We start from the raw sequence: 15,808 nt of genomic DNA, 5'->3' as shown, positions 1-15,808 counted from the left end.
TTTGACCACGTCGAATTGCGAAACCCATCACCGTGCGGCCTTTACACGATTTCCGCTGCGATCGCATCATCGACGCGGTCACCAAACGGCATCCCCTCGGTATCAGTTTGCACAACCACATAGGTGGATAGCGGTGCGTGGGCCACCATCAACGGAGCAATGCGAGCGTCTCAAACCACAGAGGTGATTGCCTGATGTCTTGTCGCTCATGGCGTGTGGTTGGTGCGCTCGCGGGAGTTGCTCTGCTGATCTTCTCGACGGATACCGGGCCGGCATCAGCCGTCGACCCCTTCGACGTTCAGAGCCCGAATCTGTTGGTCAACCCGGGCGCCGAGCTCGGCGACCCGTCGTTGTCGGGATACAGTTCGGTGTCCATCCCGGGCTGGACCGTGACCGGCACACCGACTGTCATCAAGTACGGCACCCAGCGCCGCCTGCCGTGGCCCCTCGGGTCGCCTGGGCCAACTTTGCCCGCAGCCCTAGGATTTCCGCGCGCTCAGAACGGACCCCCGGACGGCGCAGTTCAGTTCTTCGGCGGTGGAAACGTGGCTACATCGACGCTTACCCAAACCGTCGACCTCCGCGGCCTGCCCGCCACCGGCGCCGTGCCCTACAAGTTGAGCGGATGGCTCGGAGGCTTCCTGGAAGACCCGTCCGCAACGACTGTCACAGTCACCTTCTTGGACGCGAACCAAGCGCAGGTGGGCACAGGCAAGATCGGCCCCGTCACTGTGCTCGATCGCCGGTTGAGGACGGCGTTTCTCGAACGTCAAACCACCGGAACGATTCCCGTGGGCACCCAAAGCGCCCGTGTGGTCGTGACTTTCAAAGACTGCAATCCGGTATTCGGCAGCTACAACAACGCCTACGCCGACAACATCTCGTTCACTGTGGGTGCTCCACTGCCCGCGCCACCGCCACCGACACCACCCATGTCAAAAGTCGGCCCCCTCGACCACGTGTTCATGATCTATCTCGAGAACCATGGCGTAAAGGACATCAAGGGCAGCCGCAATGCCCCATACATCAACGGCCTCATCGACAACTACGGATACGGGGCGAACTACTACGCCCAAACCCACCCCAGCATTCCGAACTACTACCCGATCCTCGGCGGATCAGACTTCGGCTTCAACTACAACTGCGAATTGGACTGCTTCGACGAACCGAACCTGGTCGACAACGTCGAGAGAGCGGGCAAGGGCTGGGCCAGCTACGAACAGTCCATGCCTGCCCCGTGTTTCACGCAGTCCTCGGGCCCCTACAGCCCCGGCGAACTACCATTTCTCGCCTTCCACGACATCGTCTCCAACCCCACTCGCTGCCAGCAACATGTGTTGCCGCTGGAGCGGATGGCCACGGACCTCGCCTCGCCCGCCACCACCCCGAACTACGTGTGGTGGGCTGCGGACGAAAACCACAACATGGAAGGACCCATCAACCTCGAGTTCATCATCAGCCTGCTCACAGATCATCAGTACAACATCAAGTCCGGCGATAAGTTCCTCGCGGACACGCTACCCATCATCGTGAATTCGCCCGCGTTCCAAACGCAGCGCAGCGCCATCTTCATCACATGGGACGAGGACTACAACAACATCTCACTCGGCATCGGCAACGAAGGCAACCACGTTCCCATGATCGTCATCCCGTCCCCGAATTCCGGTATGCGCCAAGGCCACTTCATTGCAGGCCATTACAACAACCACTACAGCCTGCTGCGCACCATCGAAGACTCGCTCCAACTTCCCCGGCTCACCAACAATGACAAGTTCGCCACTGCGATGAACGACTACTGGCCCTAGCGTGAGCCTTCTTCTGGGAGCCACCCAGGCGTAGGGCACTTCGCGTACGTAGTGGAAAGCGTCCTGCCGCGCGAACGAACGCTTCGGCACGGATTAGCTGCCAGCGCCTCCGTCTGGCTGTGACGGCGTCGCGACGGCAGTCGCCGGTGCGGCAGGACCTCCGCCGAGACGACTGGCCGCGAAGGCCGCGCCCGTGTCAATTATTGGGCCGTTGGTCGAGTACGTCTTATGTGCGTCGAAATTCATCCCGTCGGAACAGATCGGGTCCTCGGGAGCGCATACCTGGATGGTCTTGGGCTGATAGAGCGGCCCAATGACGACCGGCGGCTCGCCGAAGAAGTTCATCGTCCTGTCGTTGGGCATTGCGAAGAGCACGACCGAGGAGACGTGGTTGGCCACCTCGGGGTCCATCGGTTTGGGTACGCTCGCCGGATCGATCCCAGCCGGTACGGCAGGTGACGTGACGAAGCCCATCACGGCAGCGCCTTCGGAATAACCGCCAAGCACCATCTTGGTATTGGGACAGTCGTGCGCCATCGAAACGATATGCGCGCCCGCGTCTCTGATGCCATCCTTGCCCGAGTTCGTCCAGTCAAAGGTAGCGGGGTAGTTGACCGGATATACGTCGAACGATTTTGCGCCAACGCGCGGGCGCAGGGAGTCGATGAATGCCTGTCCGGTCGGGCCGGGCCCAGGAGGGTCGTCGGTGCCGCGGGCGAACACCACCTGAACGTCCGGACACGGATCGGCGGAGGCGTTAGGGATTGCCGACGCGAGGACCGAAGCGCCCACTCCCGACGCCGCGACCACCGCCGGAGCAAGCAAACGAGGGATGTGTCGTGCGACCCTGCCGCGGTGCCCATGCATGTGGTTACTAAACCACGACTTACGAGCGCTGACGTTCAACTCCGTGATCGGATTTTGATCGCGCTGTCTGGTCATCGGCGACGACCGGACGTGTCGCTCAGTCCAGGTAGTCGCGCAGGACCTGAGAACGGCTGGGGTGACGCAACTTTGACATCGTCTTGGACTCGATCTGGCGGATGCGCTCGCGGGTCACGCCGTAGACCTGTCCGATCTCGTCGAGGGTACGGGGCTGGCCGTCGGTGAGGCCGAAGCGCAGCCGTACTACACCGGCCTCGCGCTCGGACAGCGTTTCCAGCACCGACTGCAGCTGGTCCTGCAGCAGCGTGAAGGACACGGCGTCGACGGCCACGACGGCTTCGCTGTCTTCGATGAAGTCGCCGAGCTGGCTGTCGCCCTCGTCGCCGATGGTCTGATCCAGCGAGATCGGCTCGCGGGCGTATTGCTGGATCTCCAGCACCTTTTCGGGCGTGATGTCCATTTCCTTGGCCAGCTCCTCAGGTGTGGGCTCGCGGCCCAGATCCTGCAGCAGCTCGCGCTGAATACGGCCCAGCTTGTTGATCACCTCGACCATGTGCACCGGGATGCGGATGGTGCGCGCCTGGTCGGCCATGGCGCGCGTGATCGCCTGCCGGATCCACCACGTCGCATAGGTGGAGAACTTGTACCCCTTTGTGTAATCGAACTTTTCGACCGCCCGGATCAGGCCCAGGTTGCCTTCCTGGATCAGGTCGAGGAATGCCATGCCGCGACCGGTGTAGCGCTTGGCCAGCGAAACGACCAACCGCAGATTGGCTTCCAGCAGATGGTTTTTCGCACGGTCGCCGTCGCGACAGATCCACATCATGTCGCGGCGCTGAGCGGCGGGTAGCTTGTCGCCGCGCTCAGCCATTTCGGCCATCAGTTGCGTGGCGTACAGGCCCGCTTCGATCCGCTTGGCCAGCTCGACCTCTTCCTCGGCATTGAGCAGCGCCACCTTGCCGATCTGCTTGAGGTAAGCGCGTACCGAGTCGGCGGATGCGGTGAGTTCGGCGTCCTTGCGCGCCTGTCGCAGCGCTTCGGATTCGTCCTCGTCCCAAACGAAATCGCCTGAGGCCTTGTCCTTTTCGGTGGGTTCAGCGATCTCTTCCTCGTCTTCGGCGGCGGCTTCGGCGGGCGCCGGGACCGCGACGGCCTCAGTGTCGTCGCCCTCGGTTTCAGCTTCGAGATCGACCTCGTCGGCCTCGGCGGCGACTTCCTCGAGATCTTCGAGGTTGAGATCGGCGGCATCGATATCGAGGTCTTCGTCGGGCTCCACGTCAAGGTCGGCGTCGAGGTCTTCGGTGGCTTCCGCGTCATCGGCGCCGGCGAGGACGTCAGCGTCCTGCGCGGCGGGGGCTCCTTTGGCACTGGCCTTGGCACCGCGGCCCGACGTCGCCTTTGCGTCAGCGCCTTTTGCACGGCTTTTCTTGGGGGCCTCGGCTGCCTGGGCGGTGGCGGCGGATTTGGTGGCCTTGGACGCAGTCTTGGTGGCCCGTTTTGCGGGGGCGGCGGTGCCGTTGCCGGCCTTCGCCGGCGAACGCTTGGCAACTGCCTTGGCCGGAGACCCGTGAGAGCCAGAAGACCCGGACGATTTCGCGGTGCGCTTCACCGGATCGTCAGTTGCTGGGCTCGTCTTGGTCGCTGCCACATAGACCCCTTCGGTCGGACTCACTTCCGGTGGATCTGGGCGTGCTTAACCGAAAGTGTCTGCTATGTCGAATGTCGGCGTTGATACCAGCGTGAATACTCGCGCGTTATCGGTTGGGCGGCCGCCGCTGACCATTGTAACGACAGTGGGCGCCCATACTGCGCCAGCAGGCAAAATTCAACGCGTTTTCAGTGCGTGACGTCTGTGGTCGAGGCCATCGCCGCACCGACGATCCCGGCCGTGTTCTGCAGGGCCGCCGGCACCACCGGGGTGCGGTTTTCCAGCAAATGTATCCATTTGTCGGCCTTGCGGCTGATGCCGCCGCCGGCGATGAACAGGTCCGGCCACATCGCGTTCTCGATGGCGATCAACACCTTGGTCACCTCTTTGGCCCACTTTTTGTAGCTCCAGCCGTTGTTCTCCTTGACCGAGGACGCCGCTCGATGCTCGGCCTCCTTGCCGTCGACCTCGAGGTGGCCGAACTCGGTGTTGGGTATCAGCGTCCCGTTGTGAATGACCGCGGACCCGATTCCGGTGCCGAACGTGAGCACCACCACCAGCCCGGTGTGGCCTTTTCCCGCTCCGTACCGCTCCTCGGCGAGCCCGGCCGCGTCCGCATCGTTGAGCACTGTGACGTCTTGGCCGTCCAGTTCGGCGCTGATGATGTCGCGCGCGCTGGTCCCGATCCAGGACTTGTGCACGTTGGCCGCGGTTTGCACGATGCCGTGGGTGACCACGCCGGGGTAGGTCACGCCCAGCGGACCGGTCCACCCGAATGCGTTGACGAGCTCGGCGATGGTCTTGGCGACGGCCGAGGGGGTAGCCGGTTGGGGGGTCAGCAGCTTGATCCGGTCGCCGATCAGCTGACCCGTGTCCAGGTCGACGATTCCGCCTTTGGTGCCGCTGCCGCCGACGTCGATGCCGAATCCACGACGTTGCGCCGCGGCGCCGGTTGTTTCGGACAGGGGATCGGTGCTGGTCATCGAATCTCCTCGGCGAGACGAGACGGTTGGGGCTGCCCGCCCACCTTAAACCCGGGGATTGCCGCGGTTGAGGAGTTGGGCGCCGTGCCCGGCAACTGTGATGCGATATAGCGGTGACGCCCGCTGACAACGACCCGGAGCGGCTGCGCTCAGCCGCCGAGACGCTGGCCACCGAAGCCGCTGCGTTCGTGCGAACCCGTCGTGCACAGGTGTTCGGCGGCGCTACCCCCACCGCGGCCGACGTCAAGGTCGTGAGGACGAAGAGCACCCCGACCGATCCGGTTACGGTGGTCGACACCGAGACCGAACGCCTGCTGCGTGACCGGCTGGCGCAGCTGCGGCCCGGGATCCGATCGTGGGTGAGGAAGGCGGCGGCCCCAGTGGCCGGACGGTCTCGCCCGCCGACACCGTCACCTGGGTGCTGGATCCCATCGACGGCACGGTGAACTTCGTGTACGGCATCCCGGTGTACTCGGTGTCGGTCGCAGCGCAGATCAATGGCGTGTCGGTGGCCGGCGCGGTCGCCGACGTCGTCGCCGGGCGCGTGTATTCGGCCGCGAGCGGGCGGGGCGCGCAGGTCGCCGACGAGCAGGGGACGCACCCGTTGCGCTGCACCGCCGTCGAGGAGTTGTCGATGGCGTTGGTGGGCACCGGCTTCGCGTACTCGCTGCGGCGCCGCACCGTCCAGGCGGCGCTGGTGGCGCGGATGCTGTCGATGGTCCGTGACGTGCGCAGGATCGGCTCGGCCGCGCTGGACTTGTGCATGGTGGCGGCGGGCCGGCTGGATGCCTACTACGAGCACGGCCTGCAGCCGTGGGACTGCGCGGCGGGTGCGCTCATCGCCGCCGAGGCGGGCGCACGGGTAGTGCTGCCCGACTACAGCTCACCGGACGGCAGCGCGGGACTGGTGGTGGCGGCAGCGCCCGGAATCGCAGACGAGCTGTTGGCGGCCCTCAAGCGGTGCAAGGGCCTGGAGCCGATTCCCGACTGACGATCAGCAGCTGCTGGCGTGGATCTTGGACAACAGTGCGGGATCGGCGGCCTCGGTAGCCCCCGGGCGCAGGGTGGCGAGGACGGCGTCGATGTTGTCGTCGTGCGCCAGCGCGCTGAATTCGGTACCGAGGACCAGATCGACCGAGTCGTCGGCGCGGCTGTCGTGGATCAGCTCGGTGCATGGCGCCACCAACCAGACCGCGGCCGCAGTGGCCTGCCCGGCGGTGCCGAAACGGATCTGGCCCTGGCAGTTCAGCCGGGTTCCGGCGTAGACCGGGTCGTTGGCGGCCGACGGCTGGGCGAAGCCCAGATCCCGCAGCGCGCCGGAAACGTCGGCGGCCTGACCGCCGCGACCGCTGGCATTGAGGACGCGGACCTTGGTTTCGCTGAGTTTGGCCGGCGCCACGTCCGTCATCTCCGACCGCGACACCGGCTCACCGACCTTGACCGTCGTCGACTCGGCCGCCTGCGGTGGCGGGTTACACGCCACGGCCTCGCGGACCTTCGCCGGCCGAGTTAGCGCAATGGTCCAGATGATGCCGGTCATGATCGTCAGGAGGATCACCACGATGATGGCGGGCCGGGGGTTGCGTCGCCGAAAGGGCCGACCGTGCTTGTCGAAAGCGGTACCTTCGGTGATTTGTGCGACCACAGGTGCACTCTAGTCGGACGCCAAACGCACTGTTTAAGGGCGAACTCAAGAGTCAATTCAGTGGTGTGACGTAAATCACACTCTAATGAGCGGCGATCCGGGCACGAATCATTTGGTGGATGCGTTCGACGCTGGTACAAAGCGTTGCTTGGGATATTGCGGGTTTAAGGGCACAGAGGGTTTTAGGCAAGAGGGGATAGGACGGGGATAGGACGATGCCTACCGACTACGACGCTCCACGGCGCACCGAGACTGACGACGTCTCGGAGGACTCGCTGGAGGAGCTCAAAGCGCGGCGGAACGAGGCGGCCTCGGCCGTGGTCGACGTGGACGAATCCGAATCCGCTGAGAATTTCGAGTTGCCCGGCGCCGACCTGTCCGGTGAAGAGCTGTCTGTGCGCGTCATTCCGAAGCAGGCGGACGAGTTCACCTGCTCGAGTTGCTTCCTGGTGCAACATCGCAGCCGGCTCGCCAGCGAGAAGAACGGCGTCATGATCTGTACCGACTGCGCCGCCTGACAGCTGCACTCAGCTTCTCAGGGCCGACAGCACCCGCTCGGGGTGACGGCAGCTCACCAGCCAGTACGGCGTGGGGTCATCAGGGTCGTCGAGGACGACCAGAATCATCGGGCCAACCCATGCCCGGTGCAGCACAAACGCCGCCGGGTCGAGTTGACGGCCCAACGCCGCGGACTTGGCGGAGGCGACGATTTCGGCGGACCGCGCGATGGCGGTGACCGGTAGATGCGCCTCGCCGGCCCAGAGCTCGACCTCGCTGGCCGGTGACTCACCGGTGACCCGGATCTCGATCCGGCCGAGCCACAGCAGCGCTCCGGCCGCGACGGTGAACAGGATTGCGTAGGGCAGCCAGTCGGGCAGCGCCGTGATGCCGAGGTTGACTTCGAAGGCGATGAGCCCCGCCAGCGCGAAGCCCAGCGGCCACCACCACCATGGCACCCACAGTCGTTCGCGATATCGCACGCTGTGCGGCGCTATACGCGTACCGGACACGCGGTCAAGGGTAGTCTGTGGCCCCGTGTCGACCAGTCTGGCCGTAGTCCGTCTCGACAAGGGTCTGCCCCTGCCCAGCCGCCCTCACGACGGCGATGCCGGCGTCGATCTGTACAGCGCAGAAGATGTACAGCTGGCACCCGGGCATCGCGCCCTGGTGCGCACGGGCGTCGCGGTCGCCGTCCCATACGGGATGGTGGGCTTGGTCCACCCGCGTTCGGGATTGGCTTCCCGCGTGGGGCTTTCGATCGTCAACAGTCCGGGGACCATCGATGCGGGCTACCGTGGTGAGATCAAGGTTTCGCTGATCAACCTCGACCCACACACGCCGATCGACGTGCACCGCGGCGACCGGATTGCCCAGCTGCTGGTGCAGCGGGTCGAGCTACTCGAGCTGGTGGAGGTCTCCTCCTTCGACGAGGCCGGGCTGGCCGAAACCTCCCGTGGCGACGGCGGTCACGGTTCCTCCGGCGGTCATGCAAGCTTGTGACGCCGGCGACGATGCAGAACGAGAGACCGATGGAGAGGAGCGGCGCTGATGGCGGCATTCGGTAGACGCTCAGGCAAAGACGACAGCGCGAAGGCTCCCGTCGAGCCGGCGGACGAAACGCCAGAGCCCGCCGGCTCCGAGCCAGCGCCAACGGCCGCAGAGAACGCAGCCGAGCCAGCCGACGGGGAGCTGGAAGGCCCGTTCGACATCGACGACTTCGACGACCCGGCGGATGCGGAGCTGGCCCGACTCGACCTCGGCTCGGTGCTGATCCCCATGCCGGCGGGTGGCCAGCTGCAGGTCGAGCTGACCGAGAGCGGGGTGCCCAGCGCGGTGTGGGTCGTCACGGCCAATGGCCGTTTCACCATCGCCGCATATGCGGCACCCAAGACGGGCGGCCTGTGGCGTGAGGTGGCCGGAGAACTCGCCGATTCGTTACGCCAAGACTCGGCCCAGGTCAGCATCAAGGATGGCCCGTGGGGTCGGGAAGTCGTCGGCACCGCCTCGGGCGTGGTGCGTTTCATCGGGGTCGACGGCTACCGCTGGATGATCCGCTGCGTCGTCAACGGCTCACACGAGACCATCGACGCGCTGGTCGAGGAAGCGCGCACGGCACTGGCGGACACCGTGGTTCGTCGCGGCGACACGCCGCTGCCGGTGCGCACGCCACTGCTGGTCCAGCTGCCCGAGCCGATGGTCGAGCAGTTGCGTGAGGCGGCCGCGCAACAGGCCGCGCAGGCGGTCTCCCAACAGACAGAGGCCCAAGAGCAGTCCAGCCAGCCCACCGCGCGCCGCGGTGCCGAGGGATCGGCGATGCAGCAGTTGCGCACGACCACAGGCGGCTAGCCGGCGTAGATCGCGCGGTATCGGCGCCGAGCCTGCAATGGCGGCGCCGAGCCTGCGCCCAGGGCGCACCTGCCGGCGATCGTGCAGCCCTGAGCGCAGGCTCGATGCACTCAAGCCGTAGCTAAGCGTCGGCGAGGGCGGCCAGGCAGGCCGCGCCCAGCGCGGCGGCGTCCGCGCCGATCTGATCCAGCGTCACCGTGCGCAGCGCTGCGCGTGGCGCGGCGCTCGCCCAGTCGACACCGACCTGCAGCGGGTGAATCGGGTCGTCGACCGCGGCGGCCACTCCCAGCGGCGCAGTCAGCCGCTGCAGCTCGGTTCGGCTCGGGGCGATGTAGGCCGCCGCCGCCTCCATGGCGTCGGGCAGCTGCGGCCACTGATGGCGCCACGACCGGGTCAGCTCGTCGGCCAGCCAGAGCGGGCTGGATGCCCGCATCTGCATGGTGGTGGCTTGCAGGCCGTCGCGGCGCAGCTGGGACGCCGAGTGCCGGGCCGCCAAAGCGGCCGGAGCCGAGCCCGGGTCTCCGGTCCAGGGCGGCAGCGCGGCCAAGACGGCCACCGCTTGACCGGGATGGGCCAGCGCCCAGGCGGCGGCGACGGCGGCGCCGATCGACACGCCCCCGACGACGATCGGGCCGGAGCGAGCGGCCTCGTCCAGGGCGGACACATATCCGTCGATCAGCCGGTGCGGCTGCGGCGGCGGCGTGACCACCACGGCGCCGACGCCGTGCAGGGGGCCCGAAAACGCCCGGCCGACGTAGTCGTCGTCGGATCCGGTTCCGGGCAGCAGCACCGTGGTGACACCGCGCAAATCGACAGCCACCCCTAGATAGTGCCCGGCGTCCGCGGGTGCACCAAGATAGCTGGCAGTGGGGCCGGTTTCGGCTCGGTGGCGCCGGGGAACCAACAGGTCTACGGTTGCCGTTGGCATAGAGAAGCGTGCCAATTGCTGAGCACTGTCAGGAGTGGCCATGGGGGCCCAAGGTTTTCTGCGCCGGCTCTCCCGTCGGTTGACGGAGGACCCGGAGGAACGCGACTGCGAGGAGCTGTCCGACGAAGTCATCAGCACCGGGGCGCAGCGCGTGATCGATTGCCACCGGGGTCAGGAAGTGACGATGGTGGGTACGTTGCGCAGCGTGGAAACCACCGGCAAGGGCGGCTCCGGCGGGGTGCGCGCGGAGCTGTTCGACGGTAGCGACACCGTCACGCTGGTCTGGCTGGGTCAACGCCGGATCCCCGGCATCGACTCGGGCCGCACATTGCGAGTGCACGGCCGGCTGGGCAAGCTCGAGAACGGGTCCAAAGCCATCTACAACCCGCACTACGAGATTCAGCGGTGACCGTTCCGAGTGATCTGGGAGATTCACCGGGGTCTCCCGTGACCGCCAAGCGTGTCCACCCGGACCGGCTGCTCGCGCAGGTTGGTGGGGTGGCCGGCCTCGTCTACTCGACCGTGCCGGTGGTGATCTTCGTGGCGGCCTCCAGCGTCGCCGGCCTGCTGCCGGCGATCGGGTTCGCCGTTGGCGCGGCCGCTTTGATCCTGGTGTGGCGGCTGATCCGTCGGGAAACGACGCAGCCGGCGCTTTCCGGATTCTTCGGGGTGGCCATCTGCGCGCTGATCGCCTATGCGATGGGTGAGTCGAAGGGCTACTTCCTGCTGGGCATCTGGATGTCGTTGTTCTGGGCGGTGGTTTTCGCGGTGTCGATCGCGATCCGCAAGCCGGTGGTCGGTTACCTGTGGAGCTGGGCCAGCGGGCGTGATCAGGGCTGGCGCAACGTATCCCGGGCGGTGTATGCGTTCGACGTCGCCACGCTGTGCTGGACGCTGGTCTTCGCCGCCCGGTTCGTGGTCCAGGAGCTGTTGTACGACGCGGACAAGACCGGTTGGCTCGGGATAGCGCGGATCGCGATGGGCTGGCCGCTGACCGCGGTCGCCGCGCTCGGGACATACGCGGCGGTCAAGGCCGCTCACCGTGCCATGCCAGCCGTTGATAAGGCCGCTGACAAGGCTGCTGACGGCGCTCCGACACCCGGCGGCAGCGAGACCGTCGGTGGTGCCGAGCGCGACTAAGCGCCGGGCTGCGCCCGATTGTCCTGGCTCGACAGCAGCAGCTTGCTGAGCTCCTCTTCCACCTCGGTGACCGCGACGAAGAGCAGTTCGTCCCCACCTTCGAGCGGCTCGTCGGCCTCGGGGACGATGACCCGGGGCCCGCGCAGGATCGTCACCAGCGCGGCGTCTCGCGGCAGCTGCAGCTTGCGCACCGGCTTGCCGCCCCACGGGGTGTCGTCGGGCAGGGTGATCTCGACCAGGTTCGCCTGACCCTTGCGGAACTCGATCAGCCGCACCAGGTCGCCCACCGCGACGGCCTCCTCGATCAAGGACGCCAGCATCCGTGGCGTGGACACCGCTACGTCCACCCCCCATGCGTCGGTGAACAGCCACTCGTTGCGGGGATCGTTGACGCGGGCCACCACGCGGGGGACCGCGAACTCTGTCTTGGCCAGCAGGCTGAGCACCACGTTGACCTTGTCGTCGCCGGTGGCCGCGACCACCACGTCGAACTCCTCGAGGTGCACCGACTCCAGCAGGCTCAGCTCGCACGCGTCGCCAAGCCGCCAGTGCGCGGCCGGGATGGCGTCGACGTCGACGTGGTCGGGGTTGCGCTCGATCAGGGTGATGTCGTGGCCGTTCTCCACGAGTTCGCGGGTGACCGAGCGGCCGACCGCACCAGCACCCGCGACAGCTACCTTCATTTCCGGCGCTCCTCGGTCGACGGGATCATCGGCTCGGTCCCGAGTCCAGGTCTTCGCTCGGCGGCAAGGCCGCAATCGCCACCGCCTCGGCGGCTCGTCCGGATATCGCGGCGACGTAGACCTGATCGCCGGCCTGGATGACCGTCTTGGCCTCCGGCAGGATGCCTGTCCCGAACCGGATCATGAAGGCCACCCGCGCGCCGGTGGCCTGCTCCAGGTCGGTGGCGCGGTGTCCCACCCAGTCCTCGTGCAAGACCACCTCGGAGACCGTGACGGTACCGGTCGGGTCGCGCCACTTGGCGGTCTCGGTCTCCCGCGTCAGAGCGTGGAGCAGCCGATCGGTTGTCCAGGGCACCGTGGCGATGGTCGGGATGCCCAGACGCTCGTAGACCTCGGCGCGCTTGGCGTCGTAGATCCGCGCGACGACGCGCTGCACACCGAACGTCTCCCGGGCCAGCCGCGCCGAGATGATGTTGGAGTTGTCCCCGGACGAGACCGCGGCGAACGCGTCGGCCTCCTCGATACCCGCCCTGAGCAGTACATCCCGGTCGAACCCCTGGCCCAGCACTCGCTCGCCGGCGAACTCCGGACTGAGCCGGTTGAAAGACGCGCTGTCACGGTCGATGACGGCGACATCGTGGCCGATGCGGGACAGCCCGTCGGCAACCGAAGACCCCACTCGGCCGCACCCCATCACAATCACCCGCACTTGCGGCCCTCCCGGCTGCGTCCTGCATGTCCACGCTTATCGGTAAGCCACATTGGCCAGCCGATTTCGGTGGGGACAATTCTCGCCTAGGGAACGCTACCGCCAAACCCGGGTGGGCTTACCCTTGGCTCTCGTGTCCAAACTTTCAACCGCCGCGCGCCGGTTGCTCATCGGCCGGCCGTTTCGCAGCGACCGGCTGAGTCACACTCTGCTGCCGAAACGGATCGCCCTGCCGGTGTTCGCCTCGGACGCGCTGTCCTCGGTGGCGTACGCGCCCGAAGAGGTTTTCCTGATGCTGTCGGTGGGCGGCTTGGCGGCGTACGCGCTGACGCCGTGGATCGGCCTGGCGGTGGCCGCGGTCATGTTGGTGGTGGTGGCCAGCTATCGGCAGAACGTGCACGCCTACCCGTCGGGGGGCGGCGACTACGAAGTGGTGACCACCAACCTGGGCAACACCGCGGGCCTGGTCGTGGCCAGTGCTCTGATGGTGGATTACGTTCTCACCGTTGCGGTTTCGACGGCATCGGCCATGTCGAACATCGGCTCGGCAGTCCCCGTGGTCGCGCAGAACAAGGTGTGGTTCTGTGTCGCCGCAATCCTTTTGGTGACGGCAATGAATTTGCGCGGGGTTCGCGAGTCAGGGCTGGCTTTCGCCATCCCCACCTACGCTTTCATCATCGGCGTGATCGGCATGGTCGGCTGGGGGCTATTTCGAATCTTCGTATTGGGAAACCCGTTGCGAGCCGAGTCCGCACATTTCCAGATGCATTCCGAGCACGGCAAGATCGTCGGGTTCGCGCTGGTTTTCCTGGTGGCCCGGGCGTTCTCCTCCGGATGCGCGGCACTGACCGGTGTAGAGGCGATCAGCAACGGGGTGCCGGCGTTCGAAAAACCCAAATCACGCAACGCGGCAACGACATTGCTGTTGCTGGGCGCTATCGCGGTGACGCTGTTGATGGGCATCATTGTGCTGGCCAAGACGCTCGGGGTTCAGCTCGTCGATGATCCCGCGACGCAGCTTTCCAACACACCGCCGGGTTATTACCAGAAGACCCTGGTGACGCAACTGGCAGAGACGGTGTTCGGCAGCTTTCACATCGGATTCCTGCTGATCGCCGCGGTGACGGCGCTGATCCTGGTGCTGGCCGCCAATACGGCGTTCAATGGGTTTCCGGTGCTGGGTTCGGTCCTGGCGCAGCACAGTTACCTTCCGCGCCAACTTCACACCCGCGGCGACCGGTTGGCGTTCTCCAACGGAATCCTGTTTCTGGCGGGGGCGGCACTCTTGGCGATCATCGCGTTCCGCGCCGAGGTCACCGCGCTCATCCAGCTCTACATCGTCGGCGTGTTCATATCGTTCACACTGAGCCAGATCGGCATGGTCCGGCACTGGACCCGGTTGCTTCGCACCGAGACCGAGCCGCGGGTGCGGCGAAAGATGATGCGCTCGCGGGTGGTCAACTCGGTCGGCTTACTCTCCACCGGCGCGGTTCTGGTGGTTGTGTTGGTCACCAAATTCCAAGCTGGCGCGAAATACGCCATCGCCGCGATGGCCGTTCTCTTCGTGATCATGAAGCTGATCCGCAAGCACTACGACAACGTCAGCCGCGAATTGGAGGAGCAAGCCGCCGCGCACGGCGACGATGTCGTGCTGCCCAGCCGCAATCACGCCCTGGTGCTGGTGTCGAAGTTGCACCTGCCCACCCTGCGTGCGCTGGCCTATGCGCGAGCCACCCGCCCCGATGTGCTCGAAGCGATCACCGTCAGCGTCGACGACGCGGAAACCCGTGAGCTGGTGCACAAGTGGCAGGAAAGCGACATCAGTGTGCCGCTGAAGGTCATCGCCTCGCCTTACCGTGAAATCACCCGTCCCATACTCGATTACGTCAAGCGGGTCAGCAAGGAGTCACCGCGCACGGTGGTGACGGTGTTCATTCCGGAGTACGTGGTGGGCCGCTGGTGGGAACAGTTGCTGCACAACCAGAGTGCGTTGCGGCTCAAGGGCCGGTTGCTGTTCATGCCGGGCGTGATGGTGACGTCGGTGCCCTGGCAGTTGACTTCGTCGGAGCGGATCAAAACCCTGCAGCCGCACGTCGCGCCAGGCGATGCCCGCCGGGGAATCTTCGATTGACGCTTCAATCTGGTTGCACCGAGCTGACTCTGGTAACCGGTGCGCCTGCCAACGGCGGCAGCTGTGTGGCTCATCACGAGGGCCGGGTGGTGTTCGTCCGCTATGCGCTGCCCGGTGAGCGGGTGCGGGTACGGGTCACGGCCGACCGCGGATCATATTGCCACGCAGTGGCTTTCGAAGTGATCGAGCCGTCAGCCGACCGGACGGAGTCACTGTGCCCGATCGCCGGGGTGGACGGGGCCGGCTGTTGCGACCTGGCATTCGTCACGCCGGATGCCGCGCGGCAACTCAAGGGGCAGGTGGTGGCCAATCAGCTGCAACGGCTCGGCGGCCACAGCTGGATCGGGCAAGCGGACCCGTTGCCTGATTCCGGCCCCACCGGTTGGCGAACGCGGGTCCGCCTCGAGGTGGGCGCTGACCGTCGCCCCGGCTTTCACCGCTACCACAGCGACGAGCTGGTGACCGAGCTGCGCTGCGCGCAGCTACCGGACGGAATGCTCGACGGGCTGGACGCGCCGGACTGGCCCCCCGGCGCGCAGCTGCACGTCGCCCTCGACGACGACGGCACCCGGCACGTGGTCCGCACCGTGCGCCACGGCAAGCGGACCGCCACCAAGGTGATGGAAGGCAGTTACGAGGCCGTGCAGCGGGTAGGCCGGCGCAGTTGGCAGGTGCCGGTAACAGCTTTTTGGCAGGCGCATCGGGCCGCCGCGAGCGTTTACAGCAGCCTGGTCGTCGACTGGGCCCAGCCTCGCGCCGGCATGACGGTGTGGGATCTCTACGGCGGCGCAGGTGTTTTCGCCGCGGCGCTGGGCGAAGCGGTGGGGGAGTCGGGGCGGGTGCTCTCCGTCGACACCTCCCGGGCGGCCGGGCGGGGGGCCCGGACCGCACTGGCTGATCTGCCC

The 15,808-nt window shown here is 66.3% G+C and carries 16 protein-coding genes and 1 pseudogene; 9 read left to right on the top strand and 8 right to left on the bottom strand.

All coding sequences use genetic code 11. The annotated features are described in order from the left end of the window. Positions 1-194: 194 nt before the first annotated feature. Positions 195-1,805 (top strand): alkaline phosphatase family protein, encoded by a 1,611-nt coding sequence (locus tag A5791_RS14995; RefSeq protein ID WP_067238061.1) that lies wholly within the window; start codon positions 195-197, stop codon positions 1,803-1,805. A 93-nt stretch (positions 1,806-1,898) separates the two neighbouring features. On the opposite strand, the gene A5791_RS14990 is transcribed toward A5791_RS14995, so the two are convergent. The 3 genes from A5791_RS14990 to ppgK form a co-directional block, all read right to left on the bottom strand. Beyond that, positions 1,899-2,672 (bottom strand): cutinase family protein, encoded by a 774-nt coding sequence (locus tag A5791_RS14990; RefSeq protein WP_067238057.1) that lies wholly within the window; start codon positions 2,670-2,672, stop codon positions 1,899-1,901. A gap of 97 nt (positions 2,673-2,769) precedes the next feature. Then, positions 2,770-4,338, bottom strand: coding sequence for an RNA polymerase sigma factor (locus A5791_RS14985; protein ID WP_067238193.1), 1,569 nt, complete (start codon positions 4,336-4,338; stop codon positions 2,770-2,772). Positions 4,339-4,526: 188 nt separating this feature from the next. Then, complete coding sequence (gene ppgK / locus A5791_RS14980; RefSeq protein ID WP_067238052.1) at positions 4,527-5,321, bottom strand: polyphosphate--glucose phosphotransferase; 795 nt, start codon at positions 5,319-5,321, stop codon at positions 4,527-4,529. Between the two features lie 113 nt (positions 5,322-5,434). On the opposite strand from ppgK, the pseudogene A5791_RS14975 reads away from it, so the two are divergent. Beyond that, positions 5,435-6,312 (top strand): annotated as a pseudogene (locus A5791_RS14975) (inositol monophosphatase family protein). A 3-nt stretch (positions 6,313-6,315) separates the two neighbouring features. On the opposite strand, the gene cei reads toward A5791_RS14975, so the two are convergent. Beyond that, positions 6,316-6,966 (bottom strand): envelope integrity protein Cei, encoded by a 651-nt coding sequence (cei, locus tag A5791_RS14970; protein ID WP_067238049.1) that lies wholly within the window; start codon positions 6,964-6,966, stop codon positions 6,316-6,318. Positions 6,967-7,181: 215 nt separating this feature from the next. On the opposite strand from cei, the gene A5791_RS14965 reads away from it, so the two are divergent. Then, positions 7,182-7,484, top strand: a complete 303-nt coding sequence (locus tag A5791_RS14965; protein WP_036468275.1) for a DUF4193 domain-containing protein — start codon at positions 7,182-7,184, stop codon at positions 7,482-7,484. 9 nt (positions 7,485-7,493) lie between these two features. Here the strand turns inward: A5791_RS14965 and A5791_RS14960 are convergent, their stop codons facing one another. Further along, complete coding sequence (locus A5791_RS14960) at positions 7,494-7,976, bottom strand: DUF3093 domain-containing protein (protein WP_067238046.1); 483 nt, start codon at positions 7,974-7,976, stop codon at positions 7,494-7,496. A 25-nt stretch (positions 7,977-8,001) separates the two neighbouring features. Here A5791_RS14960 and dut point away from each other — a divergent pair, with 25 nt between their 5' ends. After that, a complete protein-coding gene (gene dut / locus A5791_RS14955; RefSeq protein WP_067238045.1) occupies positions 8,002-8,466 on the top strand; it encodes a dUTP diphosphatase in 465 nt (154 codons plus the stop codon). Between the two features lie 48 nt (positions 8,467-8,514). After that, positions 8,515-9,312 (top strand): DUF3710 domain-containing protein, encoded by a 798-nt coding sequence (locus A5791_RS14950; protein WP_067238042.1) that lies wholly within the window; start codon positions 8,515-8,517, stop codon positions 9,310-9,312. Positions 9,313-9,433: 121 nt separating this feature from the next. Here A5791_RS14950 and A5791_RS14945 read toward each other — a convergent pair whose 3' ends face one another. Then, the gene (locus tag A5791_RS14945; protein ID WP_067238190.1) at positions 9,434-10,132 is read right to left on the bottom strand and encodes an alpha/beta fold hydrolase; all 699 of its coding nucleotides are present in this window, start codon (positions 10,130-10,132) and stop codon (positions 9,434-9,436) included. Between the two features lie 148 nt (positions 10,133-10,280). Between A5791_RS14945 and A5791_RS14940 the strand changes: the two genes are divergently transcribed. Continuing rightward, positions 10,281-10,649 carry an OB-fold nucleic acid binding domain-containing protein gene (locus A5791_RS14940; protein ID WP_067238040.1) on the top strand — a complete coding sequence of 123 codons (369 nt, stop codon included), beginning with the start codon at positions 10,281-10,283 and terminating at the stop codon, positions 10,647-10,649. A gap of 38 nt (positions 10,650-10,687) precedes the next feature. Next, positions 10,688-11,380, top strand: coding sequence for a DUF3159 domain-containing protein (locus tag A5791_RS14935; RefSeq protein WP_067238038.1), 693 nt, complete (start codon positions 10,688-10,690; stop codon positions 11,378-11,380). On the opposite strand, the gene A5791_RS14930 is transcribed toward A5791_RS14935, so the two are convergent. Further along, complete coding sequence (locus A5791_RS14930) at positions 11,377-12,063, bottom strand: TrkA family potassium uptake protein (RefSeq protein WP_067238034.1); 687 nt, start codon at positions 12,061-12,063, stop codon at positions 11,377-11,379. The genes A5791_RS14935 and A5791_RS14930 overlap by 4 nt on opposite strands. Before the next feature lie 25 nt (positions 12,064-12,088). Further along, entirely contained in the window at positions 12,089-12,772 is a 684-nt protein-coding gene (locus tag A5791_RS14925) for a TrkA family potassium uptake protein (protein ID WP_156661328.1), read from the bottom strand. A gap of 133 nt (positions 12,773-12,905) precedes the next feature. On the opposite strand from A5791_RS14925, the gene A5791_RS14920 reads away from it, so the two are divergent. Next, positions 12,906-14,903, top strand: coding sequence for an APC family permease (locus A5791_RS14920; RefSeq protein WP_067238028.1), 1,998 nt, complete (start codon positions 12,906-12,908; stop codon positions 14,901-14,903). Continuing rightward, the coding region (locus A5791_RS14915) for a class I SAM-dependent RNA methyltransferase (protein ID WP_067238186.1) at positions 14,900-15,808 on the top strand (909 nt) is incomplete at its 3' end. The genes A5791_RS14920 and A5791_RS14915, both read left to right, overlap by 4 nt.

This window comes from Mycobacterium sp. 852002-51163_SCH5372311, assembly GCF_001667115.1.
Lineage (GTDB): Bacteria > Actinomycetota > Actinomycetes > Mycobacteriales > Mycobacteriaceae > Mycobacterium.
Note: the sequence above shows the minus strand (reverse complement) of the source record. Positions and strands in the feature narration are given on the sequence as shown.